General features: G+C 66.6%; 16 protein-coding genes. 3 read left to right on the top strand and 13 right to left on the bottom strand.

Translation table 11 applies throughout. From position 1 onward, the window contains the following. The 4 genes from J2728_RS19995 to rpsL form a co-directional block, all read right to left on the bottom strand. The coding region (locus J2728_RS19995) for a GTP-binding protein (RefSeq protein WP_310001913.1) at positions 1-314 on the bottom strand (314 nt) is incomplete at its 3' end. Between the two features lie 120 nt (positions 315-434). Beyond that, positions 435-2513 carry an elongation factor G gene (gene fusA / locus J2728_RS19990; RefSeq protein ID WP_013077928.1) on the bottom strand — a complete coding sequence of 693 codons (2079 nt, stop codon included), beginning with the start codon at positions 2511-2513 and terminating at the stop codon, positions 435-437. A gap of 116 nt (positions 2514-2629) precedes the next feature. Continuing rightward, positions 2630-3103, bottom strand: a complete 474-nt coding sequence (gene rpsG, locus J2728_RS19985; protein WP_058350130.1) for a 30S ribosomal protein S7 — start codon at positions 3101-3103, stop codon at positions 2630-2632. Between the two features lie 12 nt (positions 3104-3115). Further along, positions 3116-3487, bottom strand: coding sequence for a 30S ribosomal protein S12 (gene rpsL / locus J2728_RS19980; RefSeq protein ID WP_004624021.1), 372 nt, complete (start codon positions 3485-3487; stop codon positions 3116-3118). Between the two features lie 474 nt (positions 3488-3961). Between rpsL and J2728_RS19970 the strand changes: the two genes are divergently transcribed. Next, positions 3962-4690, top strand: coding sequence for a hypothetical protein (locus J2728_RS19970; RefSeq protein WP_310001910.1), 729 nt, complete (start codon positions 3962-3964; stop codon positions 4688-4690). 411 nt (positions 4691-5101) lie between these two features. Here the strand turns inward: J2728_RS19970 and J2728_RS19965 are convergent, their stop codons facing one another. The 3 genes from J2728_RS19965 to J2728_RS19955 form a co-directional block, all read right to left on the bottom strand. After that, complete coding sequence (locus J2728_RS19965; protein ID WP_310001909.1) at positions 5102-6229, bottom strand: alpha/beta hydrolase-fold protein; 1128 nt, start codon at positions 6227-6229, stop codon at positions 5102-5104. A gap of 84 nt (positions 6230-6313) precedes the next feature. Continuing rightward, a complete protein-coding gene (locus J2728_RS19960) occupies positions 6314-8113 on the bottom strand; it encodes a methyl-accepting chemotaxis protein (protein WP_310001908.1) in 1800 nt (599 codons plus the stop codon). Between the two features lie 58 nt (positions 8114-8171). Further along, the gene (locus J2728_RS19955) at positions 8172-9407 is read right to left on the bottom strand and encodes a glycosyltransferase family protein (RefSeq protein ID WP_310001907.1); all 1236 of its coding nucleotides are present in this window, start codon (positions 9405-9407) and stop codon (positions 8172-8174) included. A gap of 241 nt (positions 9408-9648) precedes the next feature. Here J2728_RS19955 and J2728_RS19950 point away from each other — a divergent pair, with 241 nt between their 5' ends. Then, positions 9649-10011: a hypothetical protein gene (locus J2728_RS19950; protein ID WP_310001906.1), complete on the top strand. Its 363-nt coding sequence runs from the start codon at positions 9649-9651 to the stop codon at positions 10009-10011. 124 nt (positions 10012-10135) lie between these two features. Here the strand turns inward: J2728_RS19950 and rpoC are convergent, their stop codons facing one another. From rpoC to J2728_RS19925, 5 genes are all read right to left on the bottom strand, one after another. Then, entirely contained in the window at positions 10136-14326 is a 4191-nt protein-coding gene (gene rpoC / locus J2728_RS19945; RefSeq protein WP_310001905.1) for a DNA-directed RNA polymerase subunit beta', read from the bottom strand. A 113-nt stretch (positions 14327-14439) separates the two neighbouring features. Continuing rightward, on the bottom strand, positions 14440-18510 hold the full coding sequence (gene rpoB, locus J2728_RS19940; protein ID WP_310001904.1) for a DNA-directed RNA polymerase subunit beta: 4071 nt from the start codon (positions 18508-18510) through the stop codon (positions 14440-14442). Positions 18511-18831: 321 nt separating this feature from the next. Further along, positions 18832-19218 carry a hypothetical protein gene (locus J2728_RS19935; RefSeq protein ID WP_310001903.1) on the bottom strand — a complete coding sequence of 129 codons (387 nt, stop codon included), beginning with the start codon at positions 19216-19218 and terminating at the stop codon, positions 18832-18834. Positions 19219-19335: 117 nt separating this feature from the next. Beyond that, complete coding sequence (locus tag J2728_RS19930; RefSeq protein WP_310001902.1) at positions 19336-19494, bottom strand: hypothetical protein; 159 nt, start codon at positions 19492-19494, stop codon at positions 19336-19338. A 232-nt stretch (positions 19495-19726) separates the two neighbouring features. Then, positions 19727-20758 carry a WD40/YVTN/BNR-like repeat-containing protein gene (locus J2728_RS19925; protein ID WP_310001900.1) on the bottom strand — a complete coding sequence of 344 codons (1032 nt, stop codon included), beginning with the start codon at positions 20756-20758 and terminating at the stop codon, positions 19727-19729. A gap of 214 nt (positions 20759-20972) precedes the next feature. On the opposite strand from J2728_RS19925, the gene J2728_RS19920 reads away from it, so the two are divergent. Then, positions 20973-22067 (top strand): sensor histidine kinase, encoded by a 1095-nt coding sequence (locus J2728_RS19920; protein ID WP_310001899.1) that lies wholly within the window; start codon positions 20973-20975, stop codon positions 22065-22067. A 12-nt stretch (positions 22068-22079) separates the two neighbouring features. Here the strand turns inward: J2728_RS19920 and J2728_RS19915 are convergent, their stop codons facing one another. Beyond that, complete coding sequence (locus J2728_RS19915; protein ID WP_310001898.1) at positions 22080-23036, bottom strand: alpha/beta fold hydrolase; 957 nt, start codon at positions 23034-23036, stop codon at positions 22080-22082. Positions 23037-23373 lie beyond the last annotated feature (337 nt).

The raw sequence follows: 23373 nt of genomic DNA, 5'->3' as shown, positions 1-23373 counted from the left end.
ACCAGGATCGCGCCGTCCATCTGGGCGGCGCCGGTGATCATGTTCTTCACGTAGTCGGCGTGGCCGGGGCAGTCGACGTGCGCGTAGTGACGGTTTTGCGTCTCATACTCGACGTGGGCGGTGTTGATCGTGATGCCGCGGGCCTTTTCTTCCGGCGCGGCGTCGATGTCGGCGTAGTTCTTGGCGGTCGCGCCGCCCGACTTCGCCAGCACGATCGTGATCGCGGCCGTCAGGGTCGTCTTGCCATGGTCAACGTGACCGATGGTGCCGATGTTGCAGTGCGGCTTATTACGTTCGAACTTTTCCTTGGCCATCTTCTTAGCTCCAGGACCCCAGAGGGGCCTTCAGTTTGATTGGACTACTTCTGGGGTGAGCAGGAGAGGGCTTGTGGGCCCTCTCCGGTTCCGCGTCTAGGCCTTTCCGACAGGAAAGGCTCAGCCGTACTTCTTGATCACTTCGTCGGCGACGTGCTGCGGCACCGGCTCGTAGTGGTCATAGACCATGCTGAACTGGGCGCGGCCCTGAGACATGCCGCGCAGCGTGTTCACATAGCCGAACATGTTGGCCAGCGGCACGAAGGCGTTCACGACCGTCGCGTTGCCGCGCATGTCTTGACCTTGGATCATGCCACGGCGGCTGTTCAGATCGCCGATGACCGAGCCGAGGTATTCTTCCGGCGTCACGACCTCGACCTTCATGATCGGCTCGAGCAGCTTCGGAGCGCCCTTTTCGCGCAGCTCCTTGAAGGCGGCGCGCGAGGCGATTTCGAAGGCCAGGACCGACGAGTCGACGTCGTGGTACTTGCCGTCCGTCAGGGTCGCCTTGAAGTCGATCAGCGGGAAGCCGGCCAGCAGGCCGCTGTCCTTGACCGATTCCAGGCCCTTTTGGACGCCCGGGATGTATTCCTTCGGCACCGCGCCGCCGACGATCGCGCTTTCGAACACGAAGCCCGAACCCGGCTCGCCCGGTTCGAAGGTGATCATGACGCGGGCGAACTGGCCCGTACCACCGGTCTGCTTCTTGTGGGTGTAGTCGATGTCGACCTTCTTACCCAGGCTTTCGCGATAGGCCACCTGCGGCGCGCCGATGTTGGCTTCGACCTTGTAGGTCCGCTTCAGGATGTCGATCTTGATGTCCAGGTGCAGTTCGCCCATGCCCTTCAGGATCGTCTGGCCGCTTTCGAAGTCGGTCGAGACGGTGAAGGACGGATCTTCGGCGGCCAGCTTCTGCAGGGCGACGCCCAGCTTTTCCTGGTCGGCCTTCGACTTGGGTTCGACGGCGATTTCGATAACCGGGGCCGGGAATTCCATGCGCTCCAGGATGACCGGGGCCTTCAGGGGATCGCACAGGGTGTCGCCGGTGCGGGTTTCCTTCAGGCCGGCCAGGGCGACGATGTCGCCGGCATAGGCTTCCTTGATGTCTTCGCGGTTGTTGCTGTGCATGAGCAGCATGCGGCCGACGCGCTCGCGCTTGTCGCGCGTCGAGTTCAACAGCGACATGCCGGTTTCCAGCTTGCCCGAGTAGATGCGGCAGAAGGTCAGCGAACCGACGAAGGGGTCGTCCATGATCTTGAACGCCAGAACCGACAGCGGCTCTTCGTCCGAGGCCTTACGGACCACTTCTTCCTCGGTCTTGAAGTCGATGCCCTTGGTCGGCGGGATGTCCACCGGCGAGGGCAGGTAGTCGACGACGGCGTCGAGCAGGGGCTGGACGCCCTTGTTCTTGAAGGCCGAGCCGCAGAGGATCGGATAGAAGGCGCCGGTCAGCACGGCCTTACGGATGCACTTCTTGATGGTGGCTTCGGTCGGCTCTTCGCCGCCCAGGTAAGCTTCCATCGCCTCGTCGTCGAGTTCGACGGCGTTCTCGACCAGGTAGGCGCGCGCCTCGACGGCCTTGGCCATCAGGTCGGCGGGGATTTCTTCGTCGCGGTAGGTCGCGCCCAGGCCGTCATTGTCCCAGACCACGGCCTTCATGCGGACCAGGTCCACGAGGCCCTTCAGGTTCGATTCCGAACCGATCGGGAATTGGATCGGCACGGCCTTGGCGCCCAGACGGTCGCGGATCGACTCGACCGACTTGTCGAAGTCGGCGCCGATCTTGTCCATCTTGTTGACGAACACGATCCGCGGAACCTTGTACTTGTCGGCCTGACGCCAGACGGTCTCGGTCTGCGGCTCGACGCCGGCGTTACCGTCCAGCACCGTCACGGCGCCGTCGAGGACGCGCAGCGAGCGTTCCACTTCGATGGTGAAGTCGACGTGCCCGGGGGTGTCGATGATGTTCAGGCGCTTTTCTTGCCAGAAGGCGGTCGTCGCGGCCGAGGTGATCGTGATGCCGCGCTCTTGCTCCTGCTCCATCCAGTCCATGGTCGCGGCGCCGTCGTGGACTTCGCCGATCTTGTGGGACTTACCGGTGTAATACAGGATCCGCTCGGTCGTGGTCGTCTTACCGGCGTCGATGTGCGCCATGATGCCGAAGTTGCGGTAGTCTTCGATTTTATGCGTGCGGGGCATAGCGATCGCTCTGCGAAACGGGACGGCCCTGGACGGACACGACCGGGATTAAACGTGCGGCGCGGGCGGTTTATCTCAAACCGCCCGCGCCTGAAAGAGTGCTGGAAGCGAAAAGCTTACCAGCGATAGTGCGAGAACGCCCGGTTGGCTTCCGCCATCTTGTGGGTGTCTTCGCGCTTCTTCACGGCGGTGCCGCGGTTGTTCGAGGCGTCGAGCAGCTCACCGGCCAGCTTCTCGGTCATGGTGTTTTCGCCACGCTTGCGAGCGGCGGTCACCAGCCAACGGATGGCCAGGGCGCGGCGACGGTCCGGACGGACTTCAACCGGCACTTGGTAGGTGGCGCCGCCGACGCGGCGCGACCGGACTTCGATCGCCGGGGCGACGTTGTCCAGAGCGGAGTGGAAGGTTTCAAGCGGACCTTGGTCCTTGCGCTTGGCTTCCAGGATGTCGAAAGCACCATAGATGATGTTTTCGGCGACGGCTTTTTTGCCCTCGTACATCACGTAGTTCATGAACTTCGTGACAATCAGATCCCCAAACTTGGGATCCGGCAGGACTTGGCGTTTCTCGGCGCGACGGCGGCGGGACATTCTTCTTCTTCCTTACTTCGGACGCTTGGCGCCGTAGAGCGAACGACGCTGCTTACGATCCTTGACACCTTGGGTGTCGAGGACGCCGCGCAGGATGTGATAACGGACGCCGGGCAAGTCCTTGACGCGGCCGCCGCGGATGAGCACCACCGAGTGCTCCTGCAGGTTGTGACCTTCGCCCGGGATGTAGCACACGGCTTCGATGCCGGTGGTCAGACGGACCTTGGCGACCTTACGCAGAGCCGAGTTCGGCTTCTTCGGGGTCGTGGTGTAAACGCGGGTGCAAACGCCGCGACGTTGCGGGCAGCCCTTCAGGGCGGGCACCTTGTTCCGCACCGGCTTCGGAGAGCGCGGCTTACGGATGAGCTGGTTAATGGTAGGCATTAAGTCTCTGCTCTGATGGAAGCGTGTGCCTTTCGGCCGAGGCGCTTCAGGTCCTTGTCTTTGTTGTTCTTGGTCCAAGGCTCCGCAAGGAGACCCGATAAACACGAAACTCGCCGGGACGCATGGAGCATGCCGGCGGGTTAGGCTCCCTCGGAGTCGAAACCCGTCAGGAACGTAGGCTCATCAGGACGGACGCGAACGACCGCCTCGAAAAAGAGCGCGGTATTTACTCGCGAAGGAGCCTCGCGTCAATCGCCTGTTCCCGCGTCGGTTAACGCCGCCTTAAGGCTGGCGCCGCGGTCAAGATTCCGCCACTCCAAGCTGTGCAGGCTCATCTTGGGGGAGAGCGGCTTGTTTGACGGGGCGCCCTCTCCATGTGGGGAAGGCAGTCGGGCTTGGGAAGGGCGTTTGGCGATCGGCCTCGGGACCAGCATGGCGGACAGGCGCCGGGGGGACGGACAACGAGCGGCGATCATGGCCGGCTCGCTGCTGCTGCACGCCCTGGTGCTGGCCTGGCTGGCCCTGCCCGTTCCGCCGCCGTTGGAGCGTATCCTGGCCGACGATCTGCCCACGGTGCGGGTGGATCTGATCCGTCCTGACCGGCAGGAGCAGCCCCAGCCGCGCCCCGCCGCCGCGCGGGCGGCGACCGCCCCCTCCCCTGTCCTGCCGTTCCAGGTGCGCCAGCCGACCCGTCCCGCGCCGGCGGGCGTCCCGACCCTCGCGGTCCCCGCCGCGGGAATCGCCAAGCCCGGAACCGCCATCCGACCCGCGCCCCTGCCCGGCGAGGCCGCCGGCGACCTGCGCACGGCGCTGCGGGCCAGCACCGGCTGCGTCAGCGCCGACGCCGTGGGCCTCAATCGGCGCGAACGCGAGAAGTGCGACGAGCGCTTCGGCGCCGCCAAGGCCAAGGGCGGCCCGCTGGACGGCATGGACGCGGCCAAGCGCCAGGCGCTCGAAGCGCAAGGCGCGGCCCAGCGCGCCTACAAGGACTATGTCGACGGCCCCATGGCCCCCGGCGTCGACCATCGCACCCGTGACCATCCCGGCACGATGAAGGAGATCCCCTTCGTCCTCGGCGCCGAGCAGGACGGCCTGGGCCGGGCCCGCAAGGACGTGGTCGATCAGATCCGCAAGAGACAGGACGTCGAGGACCGCGCTCGAAAGTACCTGGAGCTGCGGAAGAAGGCCGGCCAGGGGCCCTAGAGGGGCCGGCGCTCGGCCGACCACCAACCTCGCTCGAACGATCGACGTCGCGGAGGCCGCCCCGTCAATTCAATTGATCCTCGTCTTCCTTTTCCTTCTTGGCCTGGTCATGGTGCCATTTGATGGAGAAGAACATTCCGACGCCCAGAACCAAGATCTTGAACGGGAAGAAAACAAAAGGAAACCAATCCACCGAATTCACGAGTTTAACTCCGGACGACGTCGGAAAACGATGCTCATCGTTCTGTAATCGCTGGTGTTCCTATCATCTTCATGCGGTTGGATGTCCTGGACAAAGTGTCCAAGATCAACCGTCGACTTGATACGGATTTAGCCTCGGAACGCGCGCGCCGAGCTTCAAGACGGGCGATGGGTTAGGCCAGCGAAACGCGCCCCTCCCTCGCGCGCCCGCTACCGCCGCACGGCGCGCGCCTGGCCACCATTGACGTAGAAGATCATCGACCGCGGCGGCCCGGCGCCGGCCTCGAAGGTGATCTTGGCGTCGACGCCGTGGATGTAGAAGCGGTCCAGGGCCTCGGCCAGGATGTTCGCCGGCGGGGCCCCGTCGACCTCCAGCAGCATGCCGTCCTCGTCTTCGCCGATGGTGACCTCGCGGCCGTCCGACAGGACGTAGACCCCGAAATAACGCTGGATCTGCTCCCGCGTCAGGCTGATCGGCGAGGGATGCCGGATGGGCGCGGCGCGCGGCAGCAGGAACGGCAGCGCCGCCGACATCACCAGCGGGTAGTAGGACAGGTGGGTCTCCTCCTCGAACGCCCGGGTCCGCAGGGCCAGACGCTCTGGCGCGCCCGCCAGGGCGGCGGAGACCCGCTCGCCGCCGTCGATCATGTACGGCTCCTCCTTGGCGCCCCACGCGACGAACGCCTTGCGGCCCGGCGCCCGGGCGGCGACGGTCTTGAGGCGGTCGATCACGCTGGGATCGGCCCACAGGGACGGGCTGGCGATCAGGTAGCCGGAAAAGGCCTCGGGCCGGTCCGCCAGCATGTTGGCCGTGAAGATTCCCGACAGCGAATGGCCAAACAGCACGGCCGACTTCGGATCCAGCGGATAGCGGGCGCGCAGGAACGGCTGAAGCTCCTCCAGCAGGAAGGCGCGGAACGCCTCGCCGCCGCCGCCCTCGGCGACCGTGCCGTCCGGACGGGTTCCGGGGGCGAACAGCAGGTCGCGTTCGCGGGTCGGCGGCGCGCCGGGCGGATAGCCGATGGCGATCACATAGGCCGGCGCGATCGCGCCCGCTCCGCCCAGCAGCCAGCCCGTCGGTCCGGCGATGTCGTAGCCGCCGTCCAGCGCGTAGATCGCCGGCGCGGTCTGCCCCGGCAGGATCGGCGGCGTGAGCGGCGTGGTGACCTGCACCTGGAAGTCGCGTCCAGCCCGCTCGGAATGCACGATGAACTGCACCGCGCGCCGCTGCGGCGCGGGGCCCTCGGACACCACCGTCAGGGTCGGGGTGGGCGCCGCGCGCGCCGGAAGCGCGAGCGCAAGGGCGCACAGGGCCACCAGACCGATCCGAACGCCCATGACTGTCCCCCACGCGGTGATCGCGCGGCTCAGTGTAGGCTACAATTGTAATTCCACGTCAACCGTCCCGTGACGGGCCGGCCGTCAAGCCGCCCGCCGGACGCCCTGGGCCGCGGCCTCGCCCACGCGGAAGCGTTGGACCAGCTCGGCCAGGCCGCGCACCTCGGCCAGCAGCGCCTGGCTTGAGGCGGCCGAGCGGCTGGCCATGGCCGTCGTGTGCTGGGTGCCCTGGTCCATGCTGTTGACGGCGGTGTTGACCTGGGAAAGGCCTGCGGCCTGCTCCTGGGCGCTGGCGGCGATCTCGGTGATCACGGTGCTGATCGCCCCGACCTGGCCGGCGATGCGCTGCAGGGTCTCGCCCGCCGCCCCGACCAGCGAGACGCCCGATTCCACCTGGCGCTCGGAGTCGCTGATGTGGGTCTTGATCTCCTTGGCGGCCTCGGCCGAGCGTTGGGCCAGCGCTCGCACTTCCTGGGCGACCACGGCGAAGCCGCGACCGGCCTCACCAGCGCGCGCCGCCTCGACCCCGGCGTTCAGAGCCAGGAGGTTGGTCTGGAAGGCGATCTCGTCGATCACGGTGATGATCTGGGCGACCTGGCGCGAGGAGGCCTCGATGCCGCCGATCGCCTCGACGGCCGAGGCGACGACGTCGCGCGAGCGGCCGGCTTCGTTCTGGGCCTGGCTGACGGCCTGGTAGGCCTCCTGGGCGCCGGTGGCGGTCTTGCGGACCGTGGCGGTGATCTCGTCGAGGGCCGCGGCGGTCTCTTCCAGGCTGGCGGCCTGCTGCTCGCTGCGGCGCGAGAGATCGTCGGCGGCGTCGGCGATGCCGCCGGCCCCGGCGTTCAGGCCCGACACGGCCGAGACCACGGCCGACATGGCGCCTTCCAGACCTTCGACGGCGCGGTTGAAGTCGGCGCGCAGGCCTTCGTAGTCGTGGGCGAAGGGCTCGGTCAGGCGCACGGTCAGGTCACCGTCCGACAGGCGGTGCAGGCTTTCGGCCAAACGGCGGACCACCTGGGCCTGGTCGGCGGCGCGGCGCGCGCCCTCGGCCCCGGCGGCCTCGCGTTCGGCCTCGGCCGAGGCGCGGGCGGCGGCGGCCTCACCGGCCAAGCGGGTCTTCTCGAGAGCCTCGTCGCGGAAGCGGTGCACGGCGTCGGCCATCAGGCCGATGTCGTCGGGACGGCCGGCGAACGGCAGCTCGACCCGCAGGTCGCCGCCCATCAGCTTGCCCATGGCGTCGCGCAGGGCCGCCAGCGGCGAGAGCTGGCGGCGGGCCATGACGACCGAGGCGGCGGCGCCGGCCGCGCCCAGCAGCACGCAGGCCAGGGCCAGCACGCCCAGCTGGCGATAGACCGGCTGGAAATAGTCGACCTGCGGCACGCCCACATAGAGCACGCCGATCACCTGGCCCGAGGCGTCCTTGATCGGGTCGTAGGCCACGAAGAACGGCCGGCCCAGGATCTTGGCCTCGCCGCGATAGGGCTCGCCCCTGCCCAGCACCGCGTCATAAACGGGCCCCTTGGCCAGGGCGGTGCCGACCGCGCGCGAGCCGTCGGGCTTGGTGACGTTGGTGGTGATGCGCTTGTCGCCCATGAAGACGGTGGCGGTGCCGCCGACCAGGGCCTTGACGCGGTCGACGCCGTCGAAGTCGCCGTTCAGGGCGTGGTCGCCGACCAGCAGCCTGTCGCCCTCGCGCCGGAACGCCTTGCCGCGCTCGCCGATCACGTCCCAGGCCACCCGCATGCTGGCTTCCTGGTTCTGCGTCGCCTGGCGGCGGGCGAAGTCGAGCGAGCTCTTGGCCACGATGCCCAGGACCGCGAGGGTCAGGACGAGGAAGGCCAGGGCGATGGTCAGGCTGACTTTCGTGGAGATGCTGGCGCGCATGATACCGGTCCCAAGTTCGGGATCAGGATGCGAGAAACCGGCTGAAAACTGATTAAGATCAATGCGAGAACGCCGCTCTTCGGGGGTCCCGCGTCAATCGGTCGCATGGGTGGAGGCGCTGGACCGCGGCGGCGGCGGCGAGCACCCTATCGACGCGGTTGTCGAAGCGATGGCCGGCGACGACCTTGGCCTGGGCGTTTCGGCCCAGACGCCAGGCGGCCTCCGGATCTTCGGCCAGGGCGGCTATGCGCGCCACGCCCGCGTCCAGGTCGCGCCAGCGATAGAGCAGCATGTCCCTGTCCTCGACGAACCGCTCGGCCCACCAGACGCCGTGGTCGGAGGCCACGGCGGCCCCGGCCAGCATCGCCGTCAACGGCCGTTCGTGCGAGCCAAAGCCGAAGTTGGCGTTGGCGTTCAGGACCACGCGCGCGTGGCGCATCAGGGCGGCGACGTCGGCGAGGTCCATCGCCGGGGCGAAACGGAAGCTGGGATGCGCCTCGATCCAGCCCTCGTAGCCCGAGCCCACGCAGAAAAGCGGCAGGCCCGCCTTGCTGGCCGCTTCCAGCAATTGCATGCGGCGCACCCGTCGGACCTGCTCGTGCACCATGCACGCGTAGCGTCGCAGCAGCTCGTAGCGCGGGTCGGCCGGATCCTGGCCCATGCCGCGCAGGACCTGGTCGATCGCGTCGAGGGCCGGGACGAACTCGGCGCCGAGGGCGATCTCGAGCGCGGCGTTGAAAAGGTTGGCGATACCGGGCCCCTCGTCCGCCCAGAGCGGCGGCTCCAGCCCATAGAAGGACGCCGAGAACAGGATGGGGATGGGGCGTTGCGCGGCGAAGGCCTCGGGGCCGGCGTCGGGTTCGACGACCTCGCCCACCGCGGCGTGCGGGCAGAAGTCGAGGTGCGCGACGTGATGGTCGCCGAACGTCGAGCGCACCGCGTCGACATGGGTCGGGTCCACCGTCAGGATCGCCACCTCCGGCACGGCGTCCGCCAGCCGTTCGAGGTTGCTCAAGGGATAGTCCACGTACTGCACCACGTGAGGCGCATCGAAGATCCGCCCCACCGAGCGCCCCCGCTCGTCGCGGAAGTTGTCCAGGACTCCCACCGTGTAGACCAAGTCCGTGGGGCCCTCGGCCGCCGCCGCGGCGAGCACCTCTCTCAGGTCACGATCGACGGCGCCATCGACCACCGTCGCGTCGTGGCCCCGTCGACGGAACGCGGCGGCCATTTCGTCGATGAACAGGCGGGTGGCGCCGTACTGGGAGCCTCCCTTGATGAATACCGCGCGCATCAGAGAAGGCTCCGCTCAACTTAAGATGGATGCTCTCCATGCTTTGGTTAAGAAAGGCTTGCCCCGGGGGGCGAGCGGCGGACGCCCGCCGCGATAGTTCACGGAAAGGCCGTCTCGTCGCGAAGCGCGGCGCCAGGCGCGGCTGGATGAGGCCGGACGGAACGCTCTTCGTCGCGCGGGGTTGTGAGTCCGTCTCACTAGCGTCGCGCGACGCGCCGCCCCCCACGCCCCGAGGTGACCCATGACCGACTACGCCGACAGCCTGACCTCCACCGACAACGCCGCCACGGATTTCTCGAATACGTCCGACCGAGCCCGCGCCAAGCTCGAACCCAAGCTCAAGGCCGTCCGCGGCGCCGCCCACGACGCCTATGACAGCCTCAAGGACGTCGCCGCCGAGGCCGTGGGCGAAACCCGCGCCCGCGTGCGGGACATCACCAGCCAGGCCGGCGACCAGTTCCAGCGCCGCTACGCCGAACTGGAAACCTGGGCCAGCGTGAAGCCGGTTCGCGCCCTGGGCGTCGCCGCCGGCGTCGGCCTGGTCCTGGGCCTGCTGCTGCGCGGCCGCTCGACCAAGACCATCTACGTGCGCCCGCGGGACTGAGCGGCCCGCTCGACAAGGCGGAAGGCCCGAGAGCGATCCCGGGCCTTTTTGCTTGGAGGCCGCCCAACGAAAAAGGCCCAGGATCGCTCCTGGGCCTTTCCATTAGTGCGTCAGGCTAAAAGCCTTACTCGGCGTCCGCGGTCGCGATTTCGGCCGGCAGCGGCTCCATCGCTTCTTCGCGCTGCTGGGCCAGCTGTTCGTCGCGCTTGGCGGCGACGCGTTGCAGGCTGCGCAGGTAGGAACCCGTGCCGGCGGGGATCAGACGACCCACGATGACGTTTTCCTTCAGGCCTTCCAGGGTGTCGGTCTTGCCGTGCACCGAGGCTTCGGTCAGGACGCGCGTCGTTTCTTGGAACGAAGCGGCCGAGATGAAGCTCTTGGTCTGCAGCGAGGCCTTGGTGATGCCCAGCAGCACCGGCTGGGTGACAGCCGGACGACCGCCGCGAGCCACCGCCTTGTCCTGTTCCTTGTCGAACTCCGGCTTATCAAGGTGGTCGCCCTTGATCAGGCCGGTGTCGCCGGGCTCGAGGATCTCGACCTTCTGCAGCATCTGACGAACGATCGTCTCGATGTGCTTGTCGTTGATCGGCACGCCCTGCAGACGATAGACCTCTTGGATCTCGTCGACGAGGAAGTTGGCCAGGGCTTCGACGCCCAGGATGCGCAGGATATCGTGCGGATCCGGGTTGCCGTCGATGATGTACTCGCCCTTGGTGATGTAGTCGCCGTCGTGGACGGCGATGTGCTTGCCCTTCGGGATCAGGAACTCGACCGCTTCGGGCTGGTTGCCGTCGGCGTCGACGTCCGGCGTGATCTTGATCCGGCGCTTGTTCTTGTAATCCTTGCCGAATTCGACACGACCGTCCATTTCCGCGATGACCGCGCAGTCCTTCGGACGGCGGGCTTCGAAGAGTTCGGCGACGCGCGGCAGACCACCGGTGATGTCCCGGGTCTTGGCGCCTTCGGTCGGGATACGCGCGATCACTTCACCCGGCTTCACTTCGTCGCCGTCGGCGACGGAGAGAATGGCGCCGGCCGACAGGAGGTAGCGAGCCTCGCCGCCGTTCGACAGGCGCTTGTAGCTGCCGTCTTCCGACAGCACGCCCATGGCCGGACGCAGGTCCGAACCGCGGGCCGAGGTGCGCCAGTCGGCGACCACGCGCTGGGCGATACCGGTGGCTTCGTCGACTTCCTCGCGGATGGACAGGCCATCCACCAGGTCCTCGGCGCGGATCTTGCCGGCCACTTCGGTGATGATCGGGGTGGTGTAGGGGTCCCAGTCGCCGAGGCGTTGGCCGCGCTTGACCAGATCGCCGTCCTTGACCCGCAGGCGGGCGCCGTACGGCGGCTTGTAGGTTTCGCGCTCCTTGCCGTCGACCAGCACGCTGACGGTGGTGTTGCGGCTCATGATGACCAGCGCGCCGTCGGCGCCGACAACGGTCGGGCCGATCACGCGGACCGTACCCTCGTTGGAGGCTTCGAAGAACGACTGCTCGGCCACCTGGGCGGTGCCGCCGATGTGGAACGTCCGCATCGTCAGCTGCGTGCCGGGCTCACCGATCGACTGGGCGGCGATGACGCCGACCGCTTCGCCGATGTTCACCGGGGTGCCGCGCGCCAGGTCGCGGCCGTAGCAGGCGCCGCAGACGCCGACCTTGGCTTCGCAGGTCAGGACCGAGCGGACCTTGACCGACTGAACGACCGCCGCTTCGATGGCGTCGGCGATGTTCTCGTCGATATAGGTGTCGGCCGGAACGACCAGCTCGCCGGTGGCCGGATCCTTGACGTCTTCCGCGGTGAAACGACCAAGGACGCGGGTGCCCAGCGAGACCAGCACGTCGCCGCCCTCGACGACGGCGCGCAGGGTGATGCCCCGCGTGGTGCCGCAGTCTTCCTCGACGATGATGCAGTCCTGCGCGACGTCGACCAGACGACGGGTCAGGTAACCCGAGTTGGCCGTCTTCAGCGCGGTGTCGGCCAGACCCTTACGGGCGCCGTGGGTGGAGTTGAAGTACTCCTGAACGGTCAGGCCTTCCTTGAAGTTCGAGACGATCGGGGTCTCGATGATCTCGCCGGAGGGCTTGGCCATCAGGCCGCGCATGCCGCCCAGCTGCTTCATCTGAGCTTGCGAACCACGGGCGCCGGAGTGGGCCATCATGTAGATGGCGTTGATTTCCTTCTCGCGGCCGTTCTCGTCCTTATGCTTCATCTGAAGCTCGGCCATCATCTCGTCGGCGACGCGGTCGGTGGCCTTGGCCCAGGCGTCAACGACCTTGTTGTACTTCTCGCCCTTGGTGATCAGGCCGTCGGCGTACTGTTGCTCGTACTCCTCGGCCAGCTTGCGGGTCTCTTCCACGATCTGCGTCTTGCGGACCGGGATGATGATGTCGTCCTTGCCGAACGAGATGCCCGCCTTGGCGGCTTCCTTGAAGCCCAGACCCATGATCTGGTCGGCGAAGATGACCGTCGCCTTCTGACCGCAGTGGCGGTAGACGATGTCGATCAGATTGCCGATTTCCTTCTTGGTCAGCGCCTTTTCGATCAGGCGGTGGCCGATCTGCGGGTGACGCGGCAGCAGGGCGGCGATCTTCATGCGGCCCGGCGTGGTGTCGATCACGCGGCGACGCGCCACGCCATCGGCGTCCACTTCGGTGAAGCGCGACTTGATCTTGGCGTGCAGCGACACGACGCCGGCGTCCAGGGCGGCTTCGATTTCGCCCAGGTCGGCGAAGATCTTGCCTTCGCCCGGCTCACCTTCGCGAGCGACCGACAGATAGTACAGGCCCAGGACGATGTCCTGCGACGGCACGATGATCGGGCGACCGTTGGCGGGCGACAGGATGTTGTTGGTCGACATCATCAGGACGCGCGCTTCCAGCTGAGCTTCCAGGCTCAGCGGGACGTGAACGGCCATCTGGTCGCCGTCGAAGTCGGCGTTGAACGCGGCGCAGACCAGCGGGTGCAGCTGGATGGCCTTGCCCTCGATCAGCTTCGGTTCGAACGCCTGGATGCCCAGACGGTGAAGCGTCGGCGCGCGGTTCAGCATGACCGGGTGCTCGCGGATCACCTCTTCGAGGATGTCCCACACCTGCGGCTGCTCGCGCTCGACCATGCGCTTGGACTGCTTGACGGTGCCCGACAGGCCCTTGGCGTCCAGACGCGCGTAGATGAACGGCTTGAACAGCTCCAGCGCCATCTTCTTGGGCAGGCCGCACTCGTGCAGCTTCAGCTCGGGACCGACCACGATGACCGAACGGCCCGAGTAGTCGACGCGCTTGCCCAGCAGGTTCTGACGGAAGCGGCCTTGCTTGCCCTTCAGCATGTCGGCCAGCGACTTCAGCGGACGCTTGTTGGCGCCCGTGATCACGCGGCCGCGGCGGCCGTTGTCGAACAGGGCGTCGACCGACTCCTGCAGCATCCGCTTTTCGTTGCGGATGATGATGTCGGGAGCGCGCAGCTCGATCAGGCGCTTGAGGCGGTTGTTACGGTTGATGACCCGGCGATACAGGTCGTTCAGGTCCGAGGTCGCGAAGCGGCCGCCGTCCAGCGGCACCAGCGGACGCAGTTCCGGCGGGATCACCGGCACCACGGTCATGATCATCCATTCCGGACGATTGCCGCTTTCCTGGAAGGCTTCCAGGATCTTCAGGCGCTTGGAGAACTTCTTCTGCTTCATGTCCGACACGGTGCCGGCCAGTTCCTCGCGCAGACGGTCAGCCTCTTTTTCGAGGTCGATCGCCTTCAGCAGGTTCTGGATGGCTTCCGCGCCGATCTCGGCGGTGAAGCTGTCGTCGCCGTACTCTTCCTGGGCGCGCATGTAGTCGTCTTCGCTGAGCAGCTGGTGCTGCTTCAGCGGCGTCAGGCCCGGTTCGGTGACGATATAGTATTCGAAATAGAGGACGCGCTCGATGTCCTTCAGCGGCATGTCCAGCATCATGGCGATGCGCGAGGGCAGCGACTTCAGGAACCAGATGTGGGCGACCGGCGAGGCCAGTTCGATGTGGCCCATGCGCTCGCGACGGACGCGGGCCAGGGTGACTTCAACACCGCACTTTTCGCAGATGATGCCCTTGTACTTCATGCGCTTGTACTTGCCGCACAGGCATTCGTAGTCCTTGGTCGGGCCAAAGATACGGGCGCAGAACAGGCCATCACGCTCGGGCTTGAACGTGCGGTAGTTGATGGTCTCGGGCTTCTTGATCTCGCCGAACGACCACGAGCGGATCTTTTCGGGCGAGGCCAGCGAGATGCGGATCTGGTCGAAGGTCGGAGCGGCCTGGACCGGATTGAAGATGTTCAGGACTTCCTGGTTCATCTTGGTTCCTTCTGCGGGGTTTCCCGCGAAAATTCATAGAGTTGGAAAGCGGCGATCGGGGCCGCTCCCGCCCAATCCCTCTAGTTGGAGAGTGGCGGGAGCGGTGATCCGGATCAGCTGTTCTCCAGCTCGACGTTCAGGCCGAGCGAGCGCATTTCCTTGACCAGCACGTTGAAGCTTTCCGGGATACCGGCTTCGAACGTGTCGTCGCCGCGGACGATCGACTCGTAGACCTTGGTCCGGCCGGCCACGTCGTCGGACTTCACCGTCAGCATTTCCTGCAGGGTGTAGGCCGCGCCGTAGGCTTCCAGAGCCCACACTTCCATTTCCCCGAAGCGCTGACCGCCGAACTGGGCCTTACCACCCAGCGGCTGTTGCGTGACGAGCGAGTACGGACCGATCGAACGGGCGTGGATCTTGTCGTCGACCAGGTGGTGCAGCTTCAGCATGTAGATGTAGCCGACCGTGACCGGACGCTTGAACTGCTCGCCGGTCAGACCGTCGTACAGGATCGACTGGCCCGACTTGTTGACGCCGGCCATTTCGAGGTGGTCCTCGATGTCGCTCATGCGCGCGCCGTCGAACACCGGGGTGGCGATCGGAACGCCCTTGCCCAGGTTCTTGGCCAGCTCGATCAGCTCTTCTTCGGTTTCCGGCAGCTCTTCGTTCGGACCGTAGATGTCGCGCAGACGATCGATGAGCGCCTGCTTCTGACCGCCGGCCTGCCAGTCTTCCATCAGGTTGGTGATCTGCTTGCCGAGATTGGCGCAGGCCCAGCCCAGGTGGGTTTCGAAGATCTGACCGACGTTCATGCGCGAAGGCACGCCCAGCGGGTTCAGAACGACGTCGACGTGCGTGCCGTCGGCGAGGAACGGCATGTCCTCGATCGGCAGGATGCGCGAGATGACGCCCTTGTTGCCGTGACGGCCGGCCATCTTGTCGCCCGGCTGCAGCTTGCGCTTCACGGCCACGAAGACCTTGACCATCTTCATGACGCCCGGAGGCAGTTCGTCGCCGCGCTGCAGCTTGTCGACCTTGTCTTCGAAACGACGGTCGAGGCGCTTGCGGTTCTCGTCGAACAGGCGGCGCAGCGACTCCAGTTCGCCCATCGCCTTTTCGTCTTCCAGGGCGATCTGCCACCACAGGCCCGGCTGGATCTGCGACAGCGCGTCAGCGGTGATCTCGCCGCGCGACAGGCCCTTGGGACCCGACAGAGCGACCTTGCCGATCAGCAGTTCGCGCAGGCGGCCCGAGATGTTGCGGTTCAGGATCGCGAACTCGTCGTCGCGGTCCTTGCCCAGGCGGTCGATCTCGGCGCGTTCGATGGCCAGGGCGCGCTCGTCCTTGTCGACGCCGTGACGGTTGAACACGCGCACGTCGACGATCGTGCCGGCGACGCCCGGGGGCAGGCGCAGGCTGGTGTCGCGGACGTCGGAAGCCTTTTCACCGAAGATGGCGCGCAGAAGCTTTTCTTCCGGCGTCATGGGCGACTCGCCCTTCGGCGTGACCTTGCCGACCAGGATGTCACCCGGCTGGACTTCGGCGCCGATCGCCACGATGCCGGCTTCGTCGAGGTTGCGCAGGGCTTCCTCGCCGACGTTCGGGATGTCGCGGGTGATTTCTTCCGGACCCAGCTTCGTGTCGCGGGCCATGACTTCGAATTCCTCGATGTGGATCGAGGTGAAGACGTCGTCACGGACGATGCGTTCGGAGATCAGGATCGAGTCTTCGAAGTTGTAGCCGTTCCAGGGCATGAACGCGACGAGCGCGTTGCGGCCCAGGGCCAGTTCGCCCAGCTCGGTCGACGGACCGTCGGCGATGATGTCGCCGGCGACGATCTTGTCGCCCACCTTCACCAGCGGACGCTGGTTGATGCAGGTCGACTGGTTCGAACGCTGGAACTTCGACATCCGGTAGATGTCGACGCCCGAGCGGGCCGCGTCGGTCTCTTCGGTGGCGCGGATGACGATACGCGTACCGTCGATCTGCTCCACGACGCCGGTGCGCTTGGCGATGACGACGGCGCCCGAGTCACGGGCGACGACGGCTTCCATGCCGGTGCCGACCAGCGGGGCGTCGGACTGCACCAGCGGCACGGCCTGACGTTGCATGTTCGAGCCCATGAGGGCGCGGTTGGCGTCATCGTTTTCGAGGAACGGGATCAGGGCGGCGGCCACCGACACGACTTGGCGCGGCGACACGTCCATCAGGTCCACCGTCTCCTTTTGCAGGAGGGTCGGTTCGCCGTTGATGCGGCCCGGAACCAGGTCTTCCACGATCTCGCCGGCGTCGACCTTGATGTTCGACTGGGCGATGACGTGCTTGGATTCCTCCATCGCCGACATGTAGACGACTTCGTCCTGCGGCTTGCCGTCCTTCACGCGACGGTACGGGCTCTCGATGAAGCCGTACTTGTTCACGCGGGCGTGCGTGGCCAGCGAGTTGATCAGACCGATGTTCGGGCCTTCCGGCGTTTCGATCGGGCAGATCCGGCCGTAGTGGGTCGGGTGAACGTCGCGGACTTCGAAGCCGGCGCGTTCGCGGGTCAGACCGCCCGGGCCGAGGGCCGAGAGACGACGCTTGTGGGTGATTTCCGACAGCGGGTTCGTCTGGTCCATGAACTGCGACAGCTGCGAGGAGCCGAAGAATTCACGCACCGCGGCGGCCGCCGGCTTGGCGTTGATCAGGTCGTGCGGCATCACGGTGTCGATGTCGACGGACGACATGCGTTCCTTGATGGCGCGTTCCATGCGCAGCAGGCCGACGCGGTACTGGTTTTCCAGCAGCTCGCCCACCGAGCGGACCCGGCGGTTGCCCAGGTTGTCGATGTCGTCGATTTCGCCGCGACCGTCGCGCAGGCCCACCAGGACCTTCAGCACGGCCAGGACGTCTTCCTTGCGCAGGATGCGGACTTCGTCCGACACGTCCTGCTCGAGGCGCATGTTCATCTTCACGCGGCCCACCGACGACAGGTCGTAGCGCTCGGAGTCGAAGAACAGCGACTTGAACATCGCCTCTGCGGCTTCCACCGTCGGCGGCTCGCCCGGACGCATGACGCGATAGATGTCGAACAGCGCGTCCTCGCGGATGGCGTTCTTGTCCACGCGCAGGGTGTTGCGCATGTAGGCGCCGACCGTGACGTGGTCGATGTCCAGCACGTCGATGGTGCTGAAGCCTTGGTCGGCCAGGGCCTGGATCGTCGGGACGTCCAGCTCGTCGCCGGCTTCGGCGTAGATTTCACCGGTGGCGACGTTGACCGCGTCGCGGGCCAGGTAGCGGCCCGTCAGGGCTTCCGGCGCCAGCAGCAGGGTCTTCAGGCCGCCGTCGGCGAACTTCTTGGCCTGGCGAGCGGTGATCTTGGTGCCGGCCGGAGCGACTTCCTCGCCCGTGTCGGCGTCGACCAGCGGGAACTCCGGCTTCACGCCGCGCCAGCGCTCGGGCTTGTACGGGGTGGCCCAGCCACCGCTGCGCTTCTCGAACGGGACGACGTCGTAGAACGTGGTCAGGATCTCTTCGCCGTCCATGCCCAGGGCATAGAGGAAGGTCGTGGCCGGCAGCTTACGGCGGCGGTCGATGCGGACGTAGACGATGTCCTTGGCGTCGAACTCGAAGTCCAGCCACGAGCCGCGGTACGGGATCACGCGGGCGGCGAACAGCAGCTTGCCCGAGGCGTGGGTCTTGCCCTTGTCGTGGTCGAAGAACACGCCCGGCGAGCGGTGCATCTGCGAGACGATGACGCGCTCGGTGCCGTTGACGATGAAGGTGCCCTTGTCCGTCATGAGCGGGATGTCGCCCATGTAGACGTCCTGCTCCTTGATGTCCTTGACCGAGCGGGCGCCGGTTTCTTCTTCGGTTTCAAAGACGATCAGGCGCAGCTTGACCTTCAGCGGCGCTGCGAAGGTCATGTCGCGCTGGATGCATTCCTCGACGTCGTACTTGGGCTCTTCGAACTCGTACGAGACGTATTCCAGGACGGCGCGTTCGTTGAAGTCCTTGATCGGGAACACCGACTTGAAGACCGCCTCGACGCCCTCGTCGCGGCGTTGGCCCGGACGGACCTCGCGCTGAAGGAACTGCTCGTAGGAGGAGCGCTGAACCTCGATGAGGTTCGGCATCTGCACAGCCTCGGGAATGCGGCCGAACGACTTCCGGATCCGCTTCTTGCCGGTGAAGGATTGCGCCATGTTGTTTCCCTGCGGCGCGGACGGAATCCGCGCGTGAATTCGAATGTACCTAGCGTCCACCCTCGCCGCTCGCCTGCTAGAGGGAGCCGCGGACGCTGGAATTCCCCTGTCGGGCGACCGGGACCGGAAGCCTGACGGGCGCCCCTTCGCGCTGGTCGGAGGGCGGCTGACCGCGCCTCGGGGCGTAATACGGACGCGACAAAGCGCTCCGCCGATGTAATCGTGAACGCGGGGATATAGGGGATGGAGGCGCGGAAGGAAAGGGGGATTCTTTAGGACGCGTAAATGCGCGCGATCACGCCTCGCTGGCGCGCGCCATCGTCATACGCTGAAGTCGATAAACTGCGGCACGCTCATCTGGCCGTTCTCGCCGCCCTTGCGCTTGCCCTCCTCGCGGGCCAGCTCCATCGCTTCCTTGATCTTGCGCTGGACGGCCTCCTCGATCTGGCGCAGCGCGTTGGAGCGAGCTTCGCTGGACATGCTGGCCAGCTTTTCCTCCGTGAGCCCCATGGCCTTCATGGCCTCTTCGCGCCACTGCCGCAGCTTCTCGAGCCAGGCTTCCTTCTTGGCGTTCTTGGCGAAGGTCGTCAGGCCATCCTTACGGACGGCGGCGATGTCGCCTTCCCCTTCGCTGGCTACCCCGACCTTGTTCAGGCCGCGCGCCGCGTAAGCCGCCCAGCCACCGCCTCCGATTCCCGCAACCGACATGCCCGCCTCCGGAAAACCTCATCCGGAGATTGCAAGAATCGCGCCACGGGAATTGGACTTGAGAAGCCTGCCCCAGCTGAGAACACCAAGCGCGACCCGGCGGTTTTTGCCGAGGCTCTAGGCCTTCTTCATCGCCTTCATGACCAGCGAGACCGCCAGGGCGATCAGGCAGACGAAGAACGCCACCTTGGTGATGGCGCCCGCCACGTTGACCACGAAACCGAGGATCCCGAACAGGATCATCAGGGCGAGCAGGACGGCGGCGAGCTTGAGCATGGGGTTGGAACGCGGATGGTGGGGGAGAGGTTCCTCTAGTCTAAAAACCCCAGCCCATAAAAGCACCGCCTTCCTCGCCCTTGTGGCGAGGATCCATGCCAGCCAGCGGCTCGACGGCGGCCCCACGCGGCGCCTCGGCACGCGCCCGGCGATGCAAAGAAAGCTGAACGCTGGGCCCTGGGCACAAGGCCCAGGGAGGCGGGTTTAGGCGGCGACTACAAAGAAGGCCCCCTCACCCCCGCCACAGCCCCACCGCTCCCTTCGGCCCGCACAGCACGGCCGTCCTCTTCGACGTGAGCCGCACGCTGTTCATCGGCGCTTCCGACACCCGCTGGAACGTCCGGCCGTCGCGGGCCACGATCGTGCCGGCCAGGCCCGTGGCCATCACCGTCTCGCCCTTGACCGAGATCCCCGACAGATAGCCGGCCGGCGCGGCCACCGGCTGGAAGGCCAGGCTCCCCGGCGCCAGCCAGGCCAGGTTCACGCCCTGGGCGCGCGGGTTCTTGTAGTCGCCGCCGCAGACCCACAGCTCGCCGCGCTTGCCGAAGGCGATCGCGAAGGCGCCCTTGGACGGCGCGTCGGCCAGGATCGGCGTGTCCATCGCCACGAACACTCCGCCGCCGCCGCGCGACAGATAGACCCGCGCCTTGCCCGCCCCGCCCGTGCAGAACGCCACCTGCCCCCGACGGCCGATGGCGACGCAGCCGTTCGAGGCGGCGAAGGCGCCCTCCCCGTCGGCGGCCGGCGGCACGCCTTCCGGCGGCAACCGCGCCCAGGTCTTCCCGGCGTCGGCGGTGTAGAGCACGGTGAAGCGCCCCTCGGTCGGGTCGCCCAGGATGAAGCCGCGCCGATCGTCGACGAAGGCGATCGAGTCCCAGAAGCCGTTCGGGTCCTGGTTGACCGTCACCTGAGTCCAGCGCTTGCCGCCGTCCGTGGTGCGCCACAGCTGCGAGGCCTGGCCGGGTCCGGCGCTCATGGCCAGCACGTGATCGTCGGAAAAGGCGTGCAGCCCCCGGAAGTCCAGCCCCTCGGCCCCGACGATCCGCATGGCGTCCTGCCGCTCGTCCTTGCCCCGGATGATCCAGCCCTTGGAGCCCGAGGCCCAGTAGGTCTTGCCGCCCGTCGGCGACAGGCCGCGCAGCTCGCTGTCCGCGGCCGAGGCGGGAATGCGGATGCCGCCCAGGCCGTCGCGAGCGAAGGCGGGCGAAGCGGCGCCGGAGGCCAGGGCGGCCGCGCCGGCGAGGATGACGTCTCTGCGATTCATGAAAGCCCGCCCAAGGTTCGACGCCTTGGCTTCGGGCGAAACGGCGGAAAGCGCAAGCGGCCTTGGCGCGGAATGCGCGCAAGTGAACCTAAGTCCGACGCCCAGCCCTTTGATGTGCTAAAGGTTGAAGCGATGGGACCATTCGCGCGTTCCATCAATCGCCCCGGGTACGGCTTTCGCCTCGCGAGCCTCCGGTTCGTTGAAAGGGCCGTTCGTGCCCGACCGCCTTATATCCCATCCGGACGCGCCGGGCCTGAGCCTGGCCCTGGCCATGATCGCGGCGTCGACGACGCCGCTGCTGCTGATCGGCGGCGATCTGAAGGTGATCGCGGCCAGCGACTCGTTCGAGCGGACCTTCGGCGTCGACGCCAGCCAAGCCGTCGGTCGCGAGATGATGGAGATCGGCGCTGGCGAATGGCGCGCGCCGCAGCTGAGGATGCTGCTGGAAAGCACCGCCGACGGCGTCCTGATCGACGCCTACGAGATGGACCTCAAGCGCCCGGGTCGGCCCGACCGGCGGCTGGTCATCAATGTCCGCAAGCTGGCTTACAGCGATCTCGACGCGGTCCGGCTCCTGGCTTCCGTCGCCGACGTCACCGAGGCCAGGGCGGCCGCCAAGCAGAGCCAGGACCTGCTGCGGGCCAACGCCGCGCGCGGCGACGAGCTGGCGGCCGAGAACCAAGCCTTGCTGCTGGAAATCCGCCATCGCGTGGCCAACAGTCTGCAGATCATCGCCGCCGTCCTGATGCAGAACGCCCGCGCCGCCCAGTCGGAAGAGGCGCGGGAGAAACTGCGCGACGCCCATGCGCGGGTGATGTCGATCGCCGACCTGCAGCAGCAACTGGCCGGGGCGACCACGAGCGTGGTCGAGCTTCGGGCCTATCTGAACAAGCTCTGCGCCACGATCGCGGCCTCGATGATCCCCGACCCCAGCCGCCTGGCCCTCGTCGTCGTGGCCGAGGAGGTCACGATCGACGGCGGCGCGTCCATCAGCATCGGCCTGGTCGTCACCGAGCTGGTGATCAACGCGCTCAAGCACGCCTTCCCCGACAAGCAGCCCGGCCGGATCGTCGTCGACTACCGCGTCGACGGCGCGGCCTGGACGCTGTCGGTGGCCGACACCGGCGTCGGCATGGCCAAGGACACCCCGCCCGCCGCCGGCCTGGGCACCAGCATCATCCAGGCCCTGGCCCGCCAGCTGAAGGCCCAGGTTCTAGTGACCGACATGAGCCCCGGCACCATGATCTCGCTGATCCACCCCGCGCCGGACGCTGAGGCGGAAGCGGTTCCCGACCAGGCGGCGGTTTAGGGGGCGGGCGGGCTATTTCGGCTTCGGCGTATTCGAGACGGCAACGGCGTCGAGAACCGTATCGATGGCGTCGATAACCGCGCCGGGTTGATCAAGCTGAATGTAATGGCCCGTTGCGGCGACCTGCCGGTTCTCGCCCCGGGTGGAGCGCGCGGCCAGCTTGTCGTGCATTGTCGTCCAGTTGGCCCAGAGAATGGCTCGACTCTGCGCCGTTTCGTTCGGGCCGAGCGGAACCGTGTCCTTTGGACGCGTCAGCACGATGAGCGGTATCGATCCAAACGAACCGATCTCCGAGGCGAGTTGGGAACCGCTGAGTCCGCCGCGCATGCTCTCAAATTCCGAGAAGGCTGCTCGCTGATACGCCGGCTGGCGATGGATCTGGGCATGGATCGCGTTTAGCGCATCGCCCATGCGCGGGTCTGGCTTGTCGACACATCCCGCGCCCGCCGCCGGATCCAGGCCAAAGCCCCGTTCGGCCTTGCGGACACAGTCCTGCTTTCGGGTTAGCGCCGGCGCCAGAAGGTCGGCTTCGTAGTTCGAGAAGGCCTCCCGAAAAGCATCGACTTGGCGCTCGTTGGCGGGATCGACGGCGACGAACGCGGCGACATCCTTGGGATAGCGGCTAGCGTAGAGAGTTGACGTCAGCCCGCCGTAGGAGTGACCAACCAGGACGTAGGGGCCCTTCACACCAGCCTTCTTCAGCAGGTGATGCAGATCGTCGACGATGTTGCTGGCCGAGCTTGGCCGCGTCGCTGGGTCGCTGAAACCGATCCCAGCGCGATCATAGGCGCAGGCCGTCGTGCGCTTGGCGATCGCGGGCTGGACTAGTCCCCAGGTGCTGGTGTCGTCGCCGAGGCCCGCTTCGAAGACCACGACCGGCGCGCCGGAACCGATACAGTAGAGGTTCAGCTTGCGGCCGCCTCCCAAATCAACCCGTCGCTGCGCATGGGCGTAGGCCGGATCTTCCACCCGCGCCGTGCTCGAGCCGGCGGATTGGGCGAAAGCTTGGGTGGCCAAGCAAAGCGCCAAGGCCCCAAGAGCACAATTCAATCCCGCGCGCATCAAGATCTCCGACTCCGACCAGCGCGATGGTGTCGGCCTTAATGCGTGCAGGCCCTAGTTAAATGACTTTAATGGCCGAGAGAGCGCGTCGCCAGGTTCGCCATGGGCGGCTTCGGTGGCTAGGGTGTCCGCCTCTCTGCTGTGGGCGAAGGCGCCGGGCGTAGGCGGTCTTGTCCATGAGCCTAGCGTGGGCGCAACGGTGGGCGTGCTCAATCAAAGGAATCGGGATTTTCCGCCGACGGCG

Origin of the sequence: Caulobacter segnis, assembly GCF_031454995.1 — a bacterium.
GTDB classification, from domain to species: domain Bacteria; phylum Pseudomonadota; class Alphaproteobacteria; order Caulobacterales; family Caulobacteraceae; genus Caulobacter; species Caulobacter segnis_E.
This window is presented reverse-complemented; position numbering and strand designations above follow the sequence as displayed.

What these genes read in the sequence shown, in the direction of transcription:
- fusA (WP_013077928.1), bottom strand. Translation starts at nt 2,513, where the DNA reads ATGCCCCGCACGCATAAAATCGAAGACTACCGCAACTTCGGCATCATG.
- rpsG (WP_058350130.1), bottom strand. Translation starts at nt 3,103, where the DNA reads ATGTCCCGCCGCCGTCGCGCCGAGAAACGCCAAGTCCTGCCGGATCCC.
- rpsL (WP_004624021.1), bottom strand. Translation starts at nt 3,487, where the DNA reads ATGCCTACCATTAACCAGCTCATCCGTAAGCCGCGCTCTCCGAAGCCG.
- J2728_RS19970 (WP_310001910.1), top strand. Translation starts at nt 3,962, where the DNA reads ATGGCCGGCTCGCTGCTGCTGCACGCCCTGGTGCTGGCCTGGCTGGCC.
- J2728_RS19965 (WP_310001909.1), bottom strand. Translation starts at nt 6,229, where the DNA reads ATGGGCGTTCGGATCGGTCTGGTGGCCCTGTGCGCCCTTGCGCTCGCG.
- J2728_RS19960 (WP_310001908.1), bottom strand. Translation starts at nt 8,113, where the DNA reads ATGCGCGCCAGCATCTCCACGAAAGTCAGCCTGACCATCGCCCTGGCC.
- J2728_RS19955 (WP_310001907.1), bottom strand. Translation starts at nt 9,407, where the DNA reads ATGCGCGCGGTATTCATCAAGGGAGGCTCCCAGTACGGCGCCACCCGC.
- J2728_RS19950 (WP_310001906.1), top strand. Translation starts at nt 9,649, where the DNA reads ATGACCGACTACGCCGACAGCCTGACCTCCACCGACAACGCCGCCACG.
- rpoC (WP_310001905.1), bottom strand. Translation starts at nt 14,326, where the DNA reads ATGAACCAGGAAGTCCTGAACATCTTCAATCCGGTCCAGGCCGCTCCG.
- rpoB (WP_310001904.1), bottom strand. Translation starts at nt 18,510, where the DNA reads ATGGCGCAATCCTTCACCGGCAAGAAGCGGATCCGGAAGTCGTTCGGC.
- J2728_RS19935 (WP_310001903.1), bottom strand. Translation starts at nt 19,218, where the DNA reads ATGTCGGTTGCGGGAATCGGAGGCGGTGGCTGGGCGGCTTACGCGGCG.
- J2728_RS19930 (WP_310001902.1), bottom strand. Translation starts at nt 19,494, where the DNA reads ATGCTCAAGCTCGCCGCCGTCCTGCTCGCCCTGATGATCCTGTTCGGG.
- J2728_RS19925 (WP_310001900.1), bottom strand. Translation starts at nt 20,758, where the DNA reads ATGAATCGCAGAGACGTCATCCTCGCCGGCGCGGCCGCCCTGGCCTCC.